This window comes from Ruegeria sp. AF7 (assembly GCF_056541885.1).
In genome coordinates, this window is record NZ_JBQFYX010000002.1 from 193,863 (window position 1) to 211,286 (window position 17,424).

The 17,424-nt window shown below is 57.4% G+C and carries 10 protein-coding genes and 1 tRNA gene; 4 read left to right on the forward strand and 7 right to left on the reverse strand.

Going from position 1 to position 17,424, the window contains the following annotated elements; all coding sequences use genetic code 11:
* Window positions 1-278: 278 nt before the first annotated feature.
* Window positions 279-3,107, forward strand: a complete 2,829-nt coding sequence (locus ACR0AP_RS06465) for a phage tail tape measure C-terminal domain-containing protein (RefSeq protein ID WP_480506067.1) — start codon at window positions 279-281, stop codon at window positions 3,105-3,107.
* Window positions 3,108-3,478: 371 nt separating this feature from the next.
* Here ACR0AP_RS06465 and ACR0AP_RS06470 read toward each other — a convergent pair.
* The 3 genes from ACR0AP_RS06470 to ACR0AP_RS06480 all read right to left on the reverse strand — a co-directional run bounded on the left by ACR0AP_RS06470 (window position 3,479) and on the right by ACR0AP_RS06480 (window position 6,079).
* A tRNA-Met gene (locus ACR0AP_RS06470) sits at window positions 3,479-3,555 on the reverse strand.
* Between the two features lie 55 nt (window positions 3,556-3,610).
* Complete coding sequence (locus ACR0AP_RS06475; RefSeq protein ID WP_480506069.1) at window positions 3,611-4,612, reverse strand: alpha/beta fold hydrolase; 1,002 nt, start codon at window positions 4,610-4,612, stop codon at window positions 3,611-3,613.
* Entirely contained in the window at window positions 4,613-6,079 is a 1,467-nt protein-coding gene (locus tag ACR0AP_RS06480) for a flavin-containing monooxygenase (RefSeq protein ID WP_480506071.1), read from the reverse strand.
* Window positions 6,080-6,307: 228 nt separating this feature from the next.
* Between ACR0AP_RS06480 and ACR0AP_RS06485 the strand changes: the two genes are divergently transcribed.
* Window positions 6,308-7,855, forward strand: coding sequence for a trimethylamine methyltransferase family protein (locus ACR0AP_RS06485; RefSeq protein ID WP_480506073.1), 1,548 nt, complete (start codon window positions 6,308-6,310; stop codon window positions 7,853-7,855).
* A gap of 9 nt (window positions 7,856-7,864) precedes the next feature.
* Here the strand turns inward: ACR0AP_RS06485 and ACR0AP_RS06490 are convergent, their stop codons facing one another.
* Genes ACR0AP_RS06490 through ACR0AP_RS06505 form a run of 4 tightly spaced genes read right to left on the reverse strand, consistent with a single transcriptional unit; the run spans window position 7,865 to window position 12,339 of the window.
* Entirely contained in the window at window positions 7,865-9,205 is a 1,341-nt protein-coding gene (locus tag ACR0AP_RS06490; protein ID WP_480506075.1) for an NAD(P)/FAD-dependent oxidoreductase, read from the reverse strand.
* Window positions 9,202-10,698: an aldehyde dehydrogenase gene (locus ACR0AP_RS06495; RefSeq protein WP_480506077.1), complete on the reverse strand. Its 1,497-nt coding sequence runs from the start codon at window positions 10,696-10,698 to the stop codon at window positions 9,202-9,204. Before ACR0AP_RS06495 ends, ACR0AP_RS06490 begins: the two co-directional genes overlap by 4 nt.
* Before the next feature lie 5 nt (window positions 10,699-10,703).
* The gene (locus ACR0AP_RS06500; protein ID WP_480506079.1) at window positions 10,704-11,621 is read right to left on the reverse strand and encodes a dihydrodipicolinate synthase family protein; all 918 of its coding nucleotides are present in this window, start codon (window positions 11,619-11,621) and stop codon (window positions 10,704-10,706) included.
* Between the two features lie 7 nt (window positions 11,622-11,628).
* A complete protein-coding gene (locus ACR0AP_RS06505) occupies window positions 11,629-12,339 on the reverse strand; it encodes a GntR family transcriptional regulator (protein WP_480506081.1) in 711 nt (236 codons plus the stop codon).
* Between the two features lie 166 nt (window positions 12,340-12,505).
* On the opposite strand from ACR0AP_RS06505, the gene ACR0AP_RS06510 reads away from it, so the two are divergent.
* Window positions 12,506-13,456 carry a GlxA family transcriptional regulator gene (locus ACR0AP_RS06510; protein ID WP_480506083.1) on the forward strand — a complete coding sequence of 317 codons (951 nt, stop codon included), beginning with the start codon at window positions 12,506-12,508 and terminating at the stop codon, window positions 13,454-13,456.
* 356 nt (window positions 13,457-13,812) lie between these two features.
* The gene (locus ACR0AP_RS06515) at window positions 13,813-17,409 is read left to right on the forward strand and encodes an adenylate/guanylate cyclase domain-containing protein (protein WP_480506085.1); all 3,597 of its coding nucleotides are present in this window, start codon (window positions 13,813-13,815) and stop codon (window positions 17,407-17,409) included.
* Window positions 17,410-17,424: the final 15 nt, after the last annotated feature.

Here is a 17,424-nt window from a genome sequence, read left to right on the forward strand (position 1 = left end):
ATCGGTAGCATTATGCTTTTGGGCTCTATACATACCTAGGGCCGACAAAGTGCTTTGCTTTCGTGCGCCTATAGTTTGTGTGACTTTTCTGACCCTATCGCCTTCGTTTCCTAGGTGTCCTGCCTGATCTAGTTTATACTTGCCGTATCTCCCCAGTCAGTGCGCGTGGCGTTTTCTTCCTTGCCGCGTACGACTTGGCGGCGTCAGTAACGGCGGGTCTGCATGGCCGTTGCTGACGTTGCCAGCCTTTTCAGAACAGACCTAGAAAGTAGAACCTCATGTCAGAGGGTGCAAAAACCCACACGCTCCGTTTGAAAATTGACGCCGGAGCCGCCCGTAAAGGTGGGCGTCAATTCACCGCCGCCGTTGAATCGATAAAGCGTTCAATTCAAGGCCTTGATCGGGCGTCTGATGGCGCATTCACGAAACTGCGCAAGGGTGCGAAACCGCAGTTTGACGTGACCCCGCTAACGCGGGCAACCACCGCCACAGAAAAACTCAGCGCGGCTACAGAAAAAGCCGCTACCACGATCCAGAGAACGGCGCTTTCATCTGCATCCGCTCTGCGTACGTCCGAACAAGCGGCACAGCGCCTTGCCCTGCGTATGGGCGATCTTGGCGACGCGCGCGGCATTGCACAGCTCAACGACGCCATGACGCGTTTGCGTTCCAATCTCGTGAACGCCACCAGCACCCTTGATGTGCGTTCTGCCAAGTCCCAGTTCGATGACCTTCGCAGCAGCCTGCTTCAAAACACCGTCGCTGCCGAGCACCTGCGAGGGGAACAGGCACAGCTTGCTCGCCAAACAGAGGAAGCGGCTCGCAGTGCTGCGGATCACGCTGCGCAAATGGATCGGCTCCGGGCAAAGTACAATCCGCTTTATCAGGCCAGCAAAGCCTATGAGACTGCACTTGAAGAAATCAGCACTGCCGAACGTGAAGGGGCCATTTCCTCCCGTCTTGCGGCTGACGCGCGTCAGCGCGCGGCGCAGCAACTTGTCGGTGCGTCCGCCGTAGTCGATCAGCACACCGCCGCCTTGCAGCGCAATGCATCCACCACCCAGCAAGGTATCATGGTGGGGCACCAACTTTCCGATGTGCTCATTACGAGCCAGATGGGCTTTCAAAGCGTCGGCATGATTGCTTTGCAGCAGGGGTCCCAGCTTGCATCTCAGATGAACGCCCTTAAGGCCGCAGGCGGCGGCGTCTTTCGCACTTTGCTCGCTGGTTTCACCTCTCTTGTGAACCCTCTAAGCCTCATCACAATCGGCGCAGTCGCGGCGGGTGCGGCAATTGCCAAATGGTTTTTCGCAGCAGGCGAAGAAACGAAGTCCTTTAGTGATGCCCTTTCCGATGCCAATTCGCGCATCACCGATTTGCGGCGCGCAACGTCCAATATGTCAGGCGGGAACATCCGGCAGCTTCGCCGGGAATATGGCGCGCTGAACAACGAATTGGACGCGCATCTTGAACGATTGCACAAGGTTGCGGAACTGAATGCGGCAACCGCCAATTCAGACATGATCGCCAGCATTCGCGATGCCCTGACCAGCGACGGCAATATTTTCACCAATGATATCGACGCGATCCGCCGCGCCTTCGACACGACCAATGACCGCGCGCGCATCTTCCTTGATTTGATGCACGGCGTTGAGAATGCCCGAACATTCGAGCAGCAAGCCGAAGCCGTCTCTAAGCTGCGTAAGGCCGTTGAAGATACGACTGGCGGTCTGGACCGCGCTGAAGGTGGCGCGCGCGGTGTATTGGTGCAGCTTGTACAGGCCGAAGACGCAGCCTTGCGCCTCTTGGCAGCGAACAACGGCAATACAGACGCCACACGCCGCAGCAGCAGTGCAGCAAGCGCCCTGTCCACTGAGCTGGGGACGGCAGCCGATGCAGCCGCCGCATTGCTCGCAAACCTTGGTTCTGTACCTTCAGCACTCAGCACATTGCAGGGCAGCGTGAAAGACCAGCTCGCTAGCATCGCTGCAACCAATCGAAGCCTTGAATTGCAGATTTCCGAAGGTCTGAGCGCTGCCGCTGCGAACCGCACTGTGCAGTTGCAGGACATGGTGAGCGCGGCCCAGAGCGGAGGCGGCGTAAGCCTTGACCAGATCGCGAATGCGGCAAACGAAATTGCAGCATTGGAGGCCGCAGCCAAGCAGCAGGAAGCCTTGCGTAAGCAGCTCAGCGAACAGAATGGCTCTGACCGGAAAGGCGGCGGGCGCGTTGAGGCTCTGGGCGCGGAGTCTCGCCAAATCGAGAAGTTGTCCAAGCAAATGAACAACCGCCTGTTCCAGATCGAACAGGAAAACGCTGCGCTTGAATTGTTGGCGACCGGCCAAGCTTCAACGCAGGAGACTGCCGAATTGATGGCAGCAGCGATGACTCTTGGCGGCGGTGCAATCGACGAACAAACAGCAGCTATGGTCCGTCAGTATGAAGCTGCACAGAAATTGAATGACGGTCTACAGCGTTTGGCGCGCGACCCAGTAAAGGAATGGATCGACTCCGTTCCAACTTGGACCGAAGCCGGACGGCAGATCGAAGAAGGGGCAATTCGTTCACTCTCGGACGCGGTCGCAGAATTCGCCGCAACCGGGAAGTTTGACATCGAAGCGTTGGGCGCATCGATCCTCCAGACTGCAACACGGATCATTGCGGACATGGCCGTAAAGGAGCTGATTACACTACTTGGCGGTAACACCTCTGGCTCCGGTGGTGGAGGCTTCAACTTCGGTACATTGATTGGTTCGTTCTTCGCGGCTGAGGGTGGGCTAACCAGCAGTCCAACGGCGGTGAACGCAGGCCCGATGATTTCACCCGCCGCCTACCGTCACGCACCCCACTACAAGGAGGGGACTGCAAATACGTCGGGCATCCCTGCCGTTTTGCATCCCAATGAGGCGGTGATTCCGCTCAGCAAAGGTCGCAAGATTCCGGTCGATCTGGGCGGGGCGGTCGGTGCTGGGTCAGGCGGTGCCACCGTGAACAACTTCAATTGGTCGATCCAGACTCCGGACTCTGACAGTTTCCGTCGGTCCAAGAGTCAGATTCAGAATGATGCATTCCGCGCAGGTCAGCGCGCGGCACAGGCAAATAGCTAATAAAGAGGCAAGACATGGCATATGAGATGCGGAGCAATTCGGGTAATCGCCTAGGTATTTGGGCCGACAAGATCGAACAGAAAAGAGTCGCAATGCGGCTGGATCGAAGCGGTTTCCCCCTCCCGCGTGAAGACCAAGATAGCGAAACAGACGAAGATGACGAGGAAGTAGGCCGCTAACGCGGCCACTTAATGAGTCGCGGGTGAAGTAATCCCACCTCGTTTTTCCACTCATTTTCCACTTCATGTTGTGTGATTTTGTAGAAAGTCGACGGTATAACGTGCCCAGATGGTTGCCTGAGTCCGAAGCTGAAATGAAGCGAAAAACCCAAAAAACCCTTGATTTTATGATATAAATCTATCTGGGCGGGGTGGTAGCGGAGGAGGGACTTGAACCCCCGACACGCGGATTATGATTCCGCTGCTCTAACCAACTGAGCTACTCCGCCGTGAGTGAGAGGCGATGTAAGCGAGGGGCCGGGGAGGGTCAAGAGGGAAATCGCCCTAACCGGGGAATTCTTTCACGGGCTCTTTCACCGGGTCCTGCAAGGGCGTCTGACGGAATATCGTGGTGTCCACCGTTCTGCGGATAAACGCGGCGCATATCTCCGGTTCTGTGATCAGGATCATATGACCCAGACCGTCAAGCTCTTCATAGCTCAGACCATATTCGGTCATCGGCGGCCCGTGAAGGGCAGGGGACAGAAGCGCATCCTGACTTCCATACAATATCCCGCCGGGGACCGACAGCTCGGGGTATCTGGCCACCAGCGCATCGCAACTGGCATCCAACCCGATAACGTCCTGCGAGGCCGTGACAAAGGCCGACGGGCGCAGCCCGAGTGCACCACCCGCACGGTCCAGAAAGTCATTTGGTGGGGTTTCAGGATCAAATGCCACGCCCAGACTGTGCGGCGCCGTTATTGAGGCCATGGGCACCGCAATCGTGTTGGCAATCAGGCTGCGCAGCCATTTGGTCCGGATCTCGAGCGGTTTGAAGATCACCGGTGTTTCAGGCACCCTGTGCGTTAGTGGTGCCAACAGAGCGAGGCCGGATACCCGCTCGGGGTGGTCTAAAGCCAGCGCCAGCGACACCGCACCTCCCAAAGAATGCCCCACCAGCACAACCTGATCCACACCCTTGGTTTCAAGAAACTCAGCAATCATCGCGGCCTGCTGCGGCAATTGTGCGAGCTCTGCCGTATCCCGGGTTGAATATCCGCAACCGGGGCGATCCAGCGCGATGACGTGGAAATCCTCGGCCAGTTGATCCACCAACGCGTAGGTAAAATGCTGTAACTGCCCAGCCAGACCGTGAATCAGAACGACCGTCTGCGCGTCCGGATAGCCCTTTTCCACATAGTGGATGCTGCCGCCCCGTACGGGCACGATTTGGCCCATCTGCGGCACGGTTTTTAGCCCCTGACGGGTTATCCACCGGGTCCACAGGGCCATGGCGAGAAGAAAGACGGCAAAGGCCGCAATCAGGCTAAGAAAAAATGTCATCTAGCTGTCTCCGGTCCTAACGGGGTTGTATTGCTCCAATCCCGATTGTGACATGCGTTTCTGAAACTCGGCAACTGTTCCGGGCCAAAGTGTCGTGTTTTGCCCGTCCGCATCAATGTACCAGGATGTGCAGCCGCCGGTCTGCCAGACACTGTCCGCGTGACGGTCCTGCATTTCCTGTGTAAAGGCCGCCTGTTTCGCCGCATCGGGGGCGATCACCGACAGTTCCTTGCGTTGCATCTCGCTCAGAACCCGGCCGATATGCCCGACCTGGGCTTCGATCATCAACACAACCGAATTGTGCCCCAATCCGGTATGAGGCCCCAGAAGGATGAAAAAGTTGGGAAAACCGGCTATCGCCGTGCCCAGATGAGCGGACATCCCGTTTGCCCAGGCCGATCGCAGCGTTAGCCCATCTGTACCGGTGATATCCAACCTTTCTACGACATTGGTGACCTGAAACCCGGTGCCCCAGATCAGCGCGTCTGCCTCTGTTTTGGAGCCATCTGTCGCGACGATGCAGTTGCCATCGATACTGGCTACTCCGTGTGGAATGACGCTGACATTGTCGCGGGCCAGCGCCGGGTACCAGTCATTTGAACTGAGAATGCGCTTGCACCCAATTCGATAGTCCGGTGTCAGAATGCGCCGTTCTTCGGGGTCGGAAATCGCGCCTTCCAGCGATTTTCGCCACATCTTCAGAGCAAAGTTCATCGCGCGTTCCTCGCCCCTGAACACGCGGTGGCGGAACTCGAAGAACATGAAAATCAGTTTGCGCCGGATGCGCGGAAGCAGGGGAAGGTAGGCATATAGTTTGCGCACCCAAGACGCGATCGGGCCGTCAGGGCGCGGCATGACGTAAGGCGCGCTGCGCTGAAAAACGGTGACGTGGCGCGCAACCTTGGCAATTTCGGGCACGAACTGAACGGCTGACGCTCCGGTGCCGACAACAGCCACATGCTTTCCGGTCAGATCGACGGTGTGATCCCATTCGGCCGAATGAAAACAGGGGCCGGGAAAGCTGTCGGCGCCGGGAATATCCGGAATGCTGGGATGATGCAGGGCGCCGATGGCCGAGACCAGAAACCGGGCCGACCAGAATTGGCCATCCATGGTTTCAACCTGCCAAAGCGTGCCATCCCATCTCGCCGATTTCAGCGCCTGCCCAAAGTGGCAAAGATCGTATAACCCCTCCTTATGCGCGACATTTTGCAGGTACGCCTGTATCTCTGCGCCACCGGCATAGGCGCGGCTCCAGTGCGGATTAGGGTGGGTCGCCATGGAATACAGATGCGACGGCACATCACAGGCGACGCCAGGATAGGTATTCTCGCGCCACGTGCCACCGATATCTTCGGCCTTTTCCAGAATGGCGATATCTTTGATGCCGCGTTTGCGCGCCTCAAGCGCCATCGTCAGCCCTGAGAACCCGGCACCGATGATCAGCATCTCTGTCGTGTGGTGCATTGAAGCGGCCCTCCTGAAACAACTTTATGGATATTTGTTGCAGATGTCTGCACGTGATTGGCAGTGAAGTAGGTTACGCAAGATAAAATGACCGAACGACCTTACGTGAACAGGCGTGGCGAAATTCCGTCGTCAGGGCGGTGTCGCTTCCTGCAAGCACATATCGCAATCAGAGAGGTAAACGCGGCGTAATTCCCTCAGTCTGTTTCCAAACAGGAGGATTGCCCCTTGTCGACCCGTACGCTTGCACGCGCCGGTGGGCGTTCTGCGCGCCGCGCTCTACGCACTGCGCCGAACTTTGACATGCTGCCGGGTCTGACCCGCGGCATCCCGCATTGCGAAGTTATGGACGGAAGCCAGGTTGAGCTTATCGACAAGGCCGCCATGGATATTCTGGAGAATGTCGGTGTCCAGTTCCGCGACCCGACCGCAGTGGAAGACTGGAAGAAAGCAGGCGCGAAGGTTGACGGAGAGCTGGTCTTTCTGGATCGCCACATGGTGCGCGAGTTGATCGCGACCATTCCGGCGCAATTCACCTATCACGCGCGCGATCCACAAAAGAACCTCGCTCTCGGCGGCAAGCATTCGATCTTCGTGCCGATGACCGGCGCGCCGTTTCTGCGTGATCTGGACGATGTGCGCCGTAACCCGACGCTGGACGATCTGGCGATGTTTCACAAACTGTCGCACATGATGCCCGCATTGCACAGCTCGGCCCATCATATCGTCGAACCTTACGACCACCCGATCAGCCAGCGGCACTTGCGCATCACTTATTCGTCGATGAAATACTCGGACAAAACATTCATGGGCATGACCACCTCGCCCAGGAATGCCGAAGACGTGATGGACATGTGCGATATCCTGTTCGGCGAAGGTTTCATTGATGAACACCCGGTTACAACGGGCAACTGCAACGGCAACAGCCCATTGGTCTGGGATGAAACCATGCTGGGTGCAATGCGTGCCTTCTGCCGCAGGAACCAGCCGGTCTTGTGCTCGCCCTTCGTTCTGGGCGGTGCCAATACGCCCGCATCGGTTCCCGCTACCGTGGCACAGCTAACCGCCGAGGCACTTTCGGCACTGGCTTATACGCAGGTGATCCGCAAGGGCTGTCCGGCGATCTGGGGGCACTACCTGTCAACCGTTTCGATGAAATCAGGCGCACCAATGGCAGGGACGCCTGAAATCAGTCTGATGAATTTCATGATCGGTCAGATGGCGCGCTATTACGATGTGCCATGGCGCACTTCGAACACGCTGGGCGGGGCCAAGACGTTTGACGCGCAGGCCGGGTACGAATCCGCCACAACTCTGGGCGCTGTTCTGCATGCAGGGGCCCATTACATTTGGCATTCGGCAGGCTGGAACGAGGCGGGGATGCATTGTTCGGTCGCCAAGTTTGTTGTGGACGCAGAGCAATGCGCAATGGCCTATCGGATGGCAGAAGGGCCAAAATGGAATGATTTTGACGAAGCCTTGGCCGCAATTCCGGATGTGGGTCCCGGCGGGCACTATTTGGGGCATCCGCACACCCAGGAGAATTTTCAGACGGCTTTCTTCATGCCCGAACTGTTTGACAACAACTCGATCGAACAATGGGTGGCGGAAGGCGAAGTTGAAATCACCGAACGGGCCCTTAACTACGCGAGGAAGCTTTTGGCCGAGTATCAGGAACCCAAGCTGGATGAGGCAAAGAACGACGCCCTTCTGGACTATATCGCCCGTCGCGAGAGGGAAATCCCGGCCGCGGATGAGTTGAACCAGACTTACTGACGGTCAAGTTCATTCCTTACCGGACCGCCACTCTTTCCAGATCAGATAGCTGTTGGCGGCAAGCGAGGCGAATGGCTCGGGCGGCAAACGCGGCAAGTCCGGTTGCGCCAGAAAATGATCGGCGATGTCAGACTGCTGGTCCAGCAAAAGTTCCGCGATGCCCATGCCTTGCAGTGTTCCCCGTGCAATGCCCAGACCGTTCTGGCAACAGGCTGAGTAGACACCGTCCTCAAGCTCGCCGAACGCGACCGATCCATTGCGACTGAGGCAGAGCATCCCGGCCCAGCGATGTTCCATCTGCACATCCGGCAGATGCGGAAAGCGTTCCCTGAACTTTCTGTCATGCACCCAGCCTGCATTGCGCAGTCGCATTGGACTGGTCTCGATTTTTGGATGAAAGCTGGAGCAGGTGCGGATCAGGATGCGATCCCCGTAGCTGCCGGAAGTGCGCCGTACTGACGTCCCCATCGGGTTCGCTGGCGTCACCGACCAGCGCGAATGCCCGCCCAGTGTCCTGATCTGCGCGTCGGTCAGCGGCGCTGTGAGCGAGGCATAGAGGCATATGTGCATCAACTGCCGCTGGTAGAACCCAAAGCTTTCCAGATGACCGTTATTGGCCAGAATGATCCGCCCGGTGCTGACTTTGGCCTTGTTGGTGCAGACCACCCAGCCTGCGCCCTGATGCTCAAAACCGGTGACGGGTGAATGCTCGAACACATCAATCTGCCCGGCCAGGTGGGCAGACAGCGCACGCACATATGCCGCAGGCTGGATCATCACTGTCCCCGGCGCATAAAGCCCCGAGGTATAGTGTGGGCTGCCCGTGATCTCTTGCATCTGCTGCTGATCATAAAGCGTATGCGGCTCGCCGAGTTTGGTCAGGTGCGCGGCAAAGGCGCGGTTATGCGCGTCGCCCGCTTTGGTGGCTGCGGCATTGTATTTGCCGCAAGGGTCGAACATTTCCTTTGACAGCCCGCAATCGAAGGCCACTTCGGTCGCAAAGGCAATGGCCTTGCGGTTCAGCGCAATGGTGGCGCGATCTGCGTCCGATCCCTTGCCTGCGTAGTTGTCCGAGGCCAAGTCATGGGGCAGGTCGATCATAAACCCGGAATTTCGGCCTGCCGAGCTGTCCGCGAAGCGGCCGGCTTCCAGCAGAACGATTTTCAGGGAAGGATCCAATTGATGCAGCCGCCGCGCCGCGCTGAGCCCGGCAAACCCACCGCCAACTATTGTGATATCTGCGGTCAGGTTCCGTTCCAGCACCGCCAGAGGTGTTTGGGGCGGCAGAATCGCATTCCAACCCGACGGGCCTGTCTGCCGGGGTAGCCTTTTTGCGTCATGTCGACTCAATCGACGGCCTCATCCGCGTCATCGGCCAGATCGATCCAGATGGTTTTCAACTGGGTGTACTGGTCATGCGCGTGGATCGAGTTATCGCGACCCCCAAAACCCGACTGCTTGTAACCACCGAAAGGTGTCGTGATGTCACCTTCGCCGAAGCTGTTCACCGTCACGGTGCCTGCGCGGATCATCCGCGCACCTCGAATGGCGCGTTTGACATTGGCTGTGAAGATCGAGGCACATAAGCCATAGTCGGTGTCGTTCGCGATCTGGATCGCTTCATCGAAGCCCGAGACTTCAATTACCGACAAGACAGGGCCAAAGATTTCCTCGCGCGCTATTGCAGCGTCGTTGCCGGGCACTTCGACCACGGTGGCCTCGACAAACCCGTTGTCTGCCTTGCCACCGATCACCACGTTCTCGGCCTGATCCAGATAGCCACAAACCTTGGTGTAGTGATCTTCGCTCACCAGTGCGCCCATGCGGGTTTCGGGGTCGAGCGGGTCGCCGATGTTCCATTGTTTGGCGTGATGCGCGATGCGCTCCAGCAGCTCGGCCTTCACTTTCTTATGCACGATCAGGCGTGACGAGGCCGAGCAGTTTTCACCCATGTTCCAGAATGCGCCATTGACGATATGCGCCGCCACCCTGTCCAGGTTTTCGGCATCCTCCATCACGATGGCAGGGTTCTTGCCGCCCATCTCAAGCACCACCTCTTTGGCGTTGCTTTCCGCCGAATAGGTCAGAAAGCGTTTGCCGGTCACGGTCGAGCCTGTGAAGGACACCATGTCGATATCCATGTGCCGCCCAATGGGTTCGCCCACCTCGGTCCCGCCACCAGGTACGATGTTCAGTACACCGCGTGGCAAACCGGCCTCCATCGCCAATTCGGCAAGGCGCAGGGCCGTCAAAGTGGTTTCCATCGCCGGTTTCACAACAACAGAACAGCCTGCCGCCAGCGCTGGCCCGATCTTCCATGCCAGCATCAGCAGCGGAAAGTTCCACGGCAGCACCAAACCCACAACGCCTATTGGCTCGCGCACCACCATGGCGATGTGATCGTCGCTGGCGGGCGAAACCTGATCGTAAATTTTGTCAATCGCCTCGGCGTGCCACTTCAGGCAGTGGATCGTCTCGGGCACATCAACAGTTTCGCAGTCAAAGATCGTCTTGCCGCTGTCGATGCTTTCCATCACGGCCAGTTCACGGGCGTTGCGGGTTACCAGTTTGCACAACCTGATCAATACATCCTTGCGATCAGACGGATGCAGTTTGCTCCATCGGCCATCGTCAAACGCCTCACGAGCTTTCGCGACCGCAAAATCCACATCTGCCCCATCGCAAGATGCAATATCGGCCAGATTTTCACCGGTTGCAGGGTTCACTGTCGCAAAGGTCCGGCCTGAGATCGCCGGACGGAATGCGCCGTCGATAAAGGCACCTGTCGGCAGGGTCAGGCCTGCGGCGATGGATTTGTATTCGTCCTGTGTCAGCAGATCCATATCTCTTACCCCTCTGCCACGATGTCGGCGATTGTCTTTTTCAGCACGCGCGTGACCTGTTCCAGCGCGCGCTTGTCATCCTTGTTCAGGCCCTTCAGCGGAGGCCGCATGATACCCGCGTCGATCCCGTTCATCGTGACGCCATGCTTGATGGTCTGGATGAACTTGCCACCCTGTTCCAGTGCCCGCATCAGCGGCATCATCGCAGACATGATCCGGCGTCCCTTGGTGAAATTCCCTTCGACCACGCAGGCATGATAAAGAGCCACATGTTCCGCTGGCAGGAAGTTCGAACCGCCGCAGACCCAGAATGGTGCGCCCCAGGCGAAAAACTCCAGTGCCTGGTCGTCCATGCCGCAGCCCAGCTGGATATGCGGATAATCCCGCGCCAACAGATGCACCCGGTTGATATCGCCCGAGCTTTCCTTGATGCCGCAGAAATTTCGGCTCCGACCCACGCGGTCAAGGAACTCTTCCCCCATCATTGTGCCGGTACGGTGCGGATAGTTGTAAAGCATCACCGGCAGGTCGGCGGCCTTGTCGATGGCCAGCGCGTTCAGCGCGTTTTCGCGATCCGTCGGTACCGAATAGGGCGGGCTTGCCAACAGGATGGCGTCCGCGCCGATGTCGCGCGCGCCCGCGGCCAACGCAATCGAGTCCGAAGTCAGCATCGCGCCCGTGCCAACCACCAAGGGCAACCGCCCTTTCAGGTGCTTATGCGTGAATTTGGCCAGTTCCAGCCGCTCCGGCCCGGTCTGGGCATAATTCTCACCCGTGGATCCGCCGGAAATCAGGCCGTGCACACCATTTTCGATCAGGTATTCGATCACGTCGGACAGGGCGTCCCAGTTCACGCTGCCATCGTCGTGATAGGGGGTGACCACAGGAGTATAAATTCCTTCGAACTTGAAAATCGGGTTCATTTCGTCCTCATGCGGGCTTCGAAAGTGGCAGGATACCCATTGCGACATCCAGTGCGTCAGGCATCACGAACGTCCCGATCTGATCCCGGGACAGGTTCCAGTGATCCTCGGCCAGTTTCGCCGCCGCAGCTTCATCGCGTGCCTCGATGGCTGCGATGATCGCGTCATGCTGTTGGCTGGCCAGCGACAGGTTTTCCGACATTTCAACTGTCTGCGGCCGATAAAACGTCATGCCAATCCGTGCATGATCGATCAGCAGCCGGTTGAATGACGGAAGCAGGTAGACATTGCCGGACATCTCTCCGGTCACGTCATGAAAACGGTTGTTGGCAAGTGCGCGATCCTCGACCGACCCTGAACGAAGGGCAGCTTTGAACGCGTGCTGAGCCGCTTTCAGGTCAGCGATTTGCGCGTTAGTCGCGTTCACTGCCGCCAGACGCAGGATGGCCCCGTAGACCATCGGCGCGGCAAGGAAGAAATCGCGCAGTGTGGTGTAGGACATTTCCGAAACACGGGCGCTGCGGTTTTTTCGCAGATCCAGATAGCCTTCGCCTGCCAGTTGACGAAACACCTCACGCAGAGGCGTGCGCGACAGGCCGAATTCATCGGACAAATGCGCCTCATCCAGATCGTCACCTGGACGAAGGCGCAGCGTCAGGATGGACATCTTCAGGTGTTCTCTGAGCGCATTTTTGCGCGACTTGGCTTCGTCTTTCATCCTTTGGCCTCACTATGTCCTGTGGCCGCCGCGTTCGAATCGCGGAGGTCACAGTTTTGTATTTCTAAAAAATACAACTTGTATACAAAAAAATCTCGTGCAGCATGGATGTCTGCAAAATAGACTCACGTTCGGGCGTCGGCCCAGTTTGGAAATGGTCCTGCTCATGCCTCAGACGCAGCACTTCGCCTTCATCCTGGTCGAGGAGTTTTCGCACCTCGCCTTTTCCTGTGCGGTCGAGCCGCTGAGAATCGCCAACCTTGTAAGTGGCGAAGAGCTGTATCGCTGGTCATTTGTATCCGAACAGGGCGAGCAGGCCGTGTCTTCCAATGGGTCCGTCACCCTTGTGCATTCCGGACTTGAGGAACTGTCCAAGTGCGATCAGCTCTTTGTTTTGTCGGGCATTCACATGCGTGACCACGTGACCCGTTCCCTTCTGGCCACACTGCGGCGCGAACGCGCGCGCGGAACGCGGATCGGGGCATTGTGTTCCGGCGCGTGGCTGCTGGCCGAGGCCGGGTTCCTCAACGGCATGCAGGCGGCGATCCATTGGGAATACCACGACGCGTTCATGGAAGCCTTTCCGGATATCAATCTGGTGCGCAGCGTCTTTGTCGCCGACGAAAAACACATTACCGCATCAGGTGGGACCGCGACCGCAGACCTGATGCTGCATCTGATCGAACGCGACCATGGCGAAGAACTGGCCACTGATGTTGCGGATCAGATGGTCTATAACACTGTGCGTAATGCGACCGCCAAGCAGCGCGTCTCGCTGCAATCGCGCAATGGAATGCGCAATGCCCATCTGGCAAAAGCGATAGATATTATGCAGGACAGTCTCGAAACTCCTGTCTCACCATCCTTCATTGCCGGTGTTTTGGGTATTTCCACCCGTCAACTGGAACGGTTGTTCGGCAAATACCTTAATACTTCCCCCAAAAGATACTTTATGGAGATGCGGCTGGAACGGGCCCGGAAACTGCTATTGCAAACCGAGGCGTCGGTTACCGAAGTCGCCGTGGCCTGCGGCTTCGAAAATCCGGGTCATTTCTCTAGGGTGTACAGATCCAGTTTCGGCATCACGCCGCACGCGCAACGCAACAAGATCAACTGAAAAAGATGGGTTGCTGGTTCGCGCTTACCGGCGGGGGTGCCGCGATCTGTTGGCCTCGAACTGGCCTGATCTGGCACCCCCTGATCCTGCCGGGATACCCCCTCGTTAAAAACTGGACTAGTCAACAGACCGGCAGGATTACCCACCAATAAATCTCGATATTGGCATAAGTATATCAAGAACTTGTCATCGACAGGTTTGTTGTGCCCTGTTTCGTTAATCTACCGTTAATTTAAGGCTCAAATTGAGGCTTCTGGACGTTCGATCAGCCAAAACGCCGACATCCGGTCACGATAATCGGTTCGTGCTGATAGCGCTTCCTTGATTAGTGACGCGTATCTCAGCATGATCCGGATATGTTGGTTGAAATGGACACGTGGCTGAACGACCTCGGATTGGGTCAGTACGCAAGTGCCTTTGCGGAAAACGACATTGATGCGCGGGTTTTGCCATTGCTGACAGGCGACGACCTGAAAGAGCTCGGGGTAAGCCTTGGTCATCGAAAGATCATCCTTGCGGCGGTTCAGGATTTGGTTGGCTCTGGGCGCCTGTCTTCATCAGCGCCAGCCGCAGGGGAGCCAACCAGCGAGAAAACTCAGCCATCCGCCGTTGATGATGTGCATGGCGAAGCTGCACCGGCGAAGAAGCCCATCGCACCTGCGGCTGAGCGGCGTCATCTGACAGTCTTGTTCGCTGATCTGGTCGGCTCGACGGAGTTGACCAACCGATTTGATCCCGAAGACATGCGGGATCTGCTACAGAACTATCAGGATACCGTCGCGGGGGCAGTGAGCAGGTATGGTGGCTATGTCGCGAAATATCTTGGCGACGGTCTTCTTGTGTTTTTCGGCTGGCCAACAGCCTACGAAGATCACGCCATTCGCGCGATAAAGGCGGGGCTTGAGTGCGTCCGTCGGGTTGAAGAGCTCAACGCCCCTGACGGTGAGCGTTTGTCAGCCAGACTGGGTATTGCCAGCGGCGATGTCGTGGTCGGTGACACGATCGGCGAAAACTCGTACGAAGAAGGTGCCATGACCGGGCCGGCGGTCAATCTGGCGGCGCGGATACAGGAACACGCCCTGCCAAACTCGGTGGTTTTGTCTGCAGAAGAAACCGAAGCCGCCTTGCACCGGATATTCGAGTTCGAGACCCTTGGATCAACTCAGTTGAAGGGTTTCAAAGACCCTCGGACCTTGTTGAAGGTCGTATCGGAACGCAGCGCGGAAAGCCGGTTTCGCGCGTCATACAAGGATGACGCTGGCAGCACCATGATTGGCCGGGACTACGAAAAGGGTATCCTGTTGCAATCGTGGCAACGTGCCCAAAACGGTCATGGTGAGGTCGTTCTGCTGTCGGGGGAGGCGGGGATTGGTAAGTCGCGCCTGACTGAGGGGTTTCTTGCGGACGTTACAGCAACCGGACAAGCCGATGTGATAAGGCTGAACTGCTCGCCCTATCTGACCAGCAGCCCCTTTCATCCGGTCACCCAGCGAATTTCACAGGATGCGGGCGTTGAACCGGATTTTGACGACAATCAAATTCTGGAACATGTCAGGAAGCTGCTGGAAGGCCGGGAAGGTCTGGACTGGGAACAGGTTCTGCCTGTCTTTGCAGCGCTGGTTGCGCCGCGCAGCGCGCTGGCTCGTGAAGTTCTCGAGATGTCGCCGCAGGAGCAACGCGACATAACGATCCAAACCCTGATCCATGCGGTGCAGGTCCGGGCAAGTGTACGCCCGGTTATTCTGTGTGTTGAGGATGCACATTGGATCGATCCCTCGACGCAAGCCCTGCTGGAGCGGGTCAAGGCGATTTGTACCGATCTTCCCCTGATGGTCCTGATGACCCACAGACCTGGGTGGGACCTGGCCCGCGATGACGGGGACACGCATGTTCAAACACTCCTGCTGCGCCGGTTCGGTTCTGCTGATGTCTCGGATCTGGTCCGCAATATCACTGGCAAGGACCCGGACGATGCCTTGATCGCGACAATCATCGAAAAAACGGACGGTGTGCCCCTGTTTGTCGAAGAATTGACCCAGGCGATCGTGAATGCTGATGAGCAGGGACAAGTCCGCATACCATCCTCGCTGAAGGGCGCCTTGATGGCGCGGCTTGATGCAGTTTCGCCCGAGGCCAAACAGGTCGCGTTGACGGGGTCGGTCATTGGGCGGGAATTTGAACCAGATTTGTTAAGGGCCGCGATGGGGCTGGAACGCGCGGATATCAATCTTTGCCTCGAAGAACTGTCGCGAACGGGATTGATCTTTGAAAGCGGAAACAACCGCGGGCATTTTGTGTTCCGCCATGCCCTTATCCGCGATACGGCATATCAATCCATGCTGAGCTCTACCCGCAGGCAGCAACATTCAAACGTTGCCCGCGCACTGATCGCGATGCGATCAGCTGAAATCGATCGCCGACCCGAGCTGGTGGCCCGCCATCTGTCAGAAGCAGAAGAATGGCGCGCCGCATTCGACAAATGGGAAGCTGCGGCGGAAATGGCGTTGGCCCGGTCAGCCAGCCAGGAAGCGATGGCCAATGCACTGGAAACACTCAGGGCTGCGGAAAAACTTGGCTCTGAAATCAGTGCGGAGATGGTCAGGGGCAAAATTCTTGTCGGACGCAGCCATGACAGCCAGGGCCGGTTGCCTGAGGCGATGGAAGTTCTGAAAAGTGCATCTAAAGCTGCCCGGAAACTCCATGACGTGGAGCTGGCAGCCGATGCAGCCAATCATTTTGCTGACTCGTGCATGATGACAAGCAAGCGACATCACGAGGCCATTGACCTTTGTGAAAAGGCGCTGAAAGACCTGTCTGACAGTGACGAAGTCAGGCGGTGCCGGTTGATGAGCCAACTAGCACGGGCGTATATGTTTGTCGGCCAGTTTTCCGAAGGCACCCGCTTTGGTCAGCAATCCATGGAACTGGCAGCGAAGCTTGGGGATCATAAATCCCAGTTTTCGGTAATGATGATGCATTTTGGGGCGCCATTCATCGCGCGCAACGGGCGAGAGGCGCGCCATTGGCGTGAAAACCTGGATGCCATGCATCGGGTCGCAGAAAAGCTTGGCACCATTGATCAGGGCCGCGACCGGACGCTCAGCCTGTTTGTCGGTGCTGAAATGGCCGACCGCGACCTGATGGACAACTCACTCGAATTGCTGACTGCGATTTCCGAAAAGGACAATCATCTGCAACTCTATTGGGTTCAGAAACACGCACGCGCCATGGTTGCAATCATGGACGGCGACTTTGTTCAGGCTGAAAAGCACGCCACCGAAGCGGTCAAGATCGGCCGAAAAACGCACGGCGAACATGTCGAGGGCGTTTTCGGCGTTCAGATGTTCACCATCCGCCGCGAGCAGAACCGCCTGCACGAGGTCGCGCCTGTGATCAAGAAACTGATGACCGACAGCCCCGAAGACATATCGTGGAAGCCGGGTTTTGGCCTTATCGCAGCCGAACTGGGGTACACGGAACCCGCCGAAAAAATACTGAATGAAATGGCGGAAAACGGCTTCGACCTGCCGCCAGATGCCATGTATTCAACAACACTGTCCTATCTTGCCGACATCTGTGTGGCAGTCGGGCATCCGGATCATGCCCAGACGCTTTACGGTATGCTGCAACCCTACGAGGACCTGACGATCACCGCAGGGGCAACCACAGTCTGCACAGGTGCCGCAGCCCGACGCTTGGGGAACCTGGCAACGGTGCTGAAAGACTGGGAAATTGCCGGGAAGATGTTCCGGAAAGCCATCGAGATTGACACGAGGATGAATTGCCCGCCATGGATTGCGCATTGCAAGGCAGCGTATGCATCCGCACTCAGACAACAGGGCCGCCCCAGCGATTTGGAACTGGCGTTTCAACTGGAAGGGGAAGCGTTGGCAATATCACAGAAATTGAGTATGGTTTCCCTTAAGTCAAAGCTCGAAGGGGTAGCCAGTTAAGGCCCGGAAAATGCT

Excerpts from the sequence above, each read along its gene's own strand:
- ACR0AP_RS06475 (WP_480506069.1), bottom strand. The coding sequence starts at position 4,612 with ATGACATTTTTTCTTAGCCTGATTGCGGCCTTTGCCGTCTTTCTTCTC.
- ACR0AP_RS06480 (WP_480506071.1), bottom strand. The coding sequence starts at position 6,079 with ATGCACCACACGACAGAGATGCTGATCATCGGTGCCGGGTTCTCAGGG.
- ACR0AP_RS06465 (WP_480506067.1), top strand. The coding sequence starts at position 279 with ATGTCAGAGGGTGCAAAAACCCACACGCTCCGTTTGAAAATTGACGCC.
- ACR0AP_RS06515 (WP_480506085.1), top strand. The coding sequence starts at position 13,813 with ATGTTGGTTGAAATGGACACGTGGCTGAACGACCTCGGATTGGGTCAG.
- ACR0AP_RS06510 (WP_480506083.1), top strand. The coding sequence starts at position 12,506 with ATGCCTCAGACGCAGCACTTCGCCTTCATCCTGGTCGAGGAGTTTTCG.
- ACR0AP_RS06500 (WP_480506079.1), bottom strand. The coding sequence starts at position 11,621 with ATGAACCCGATTTTCAAGTTCGAAGGAATTTATACTCCTGTGGTCACC.
- ACR0AP_RS06495 (WP_480506077.1), bottom strand. The coding sequence starts at position 10,698 with ATGGATCTGCTGACACAGGACGAATACAAATCCATCGCCGCAGGCCTG.
- ACR0AP_RS06505 (WP_480506081.1), bottom strand. The coding sequence starts at position 12,339 with ATGAAAGACGAAGCCAAGTCGCGCAAAAATGCGCTCAGAGAACACCTG.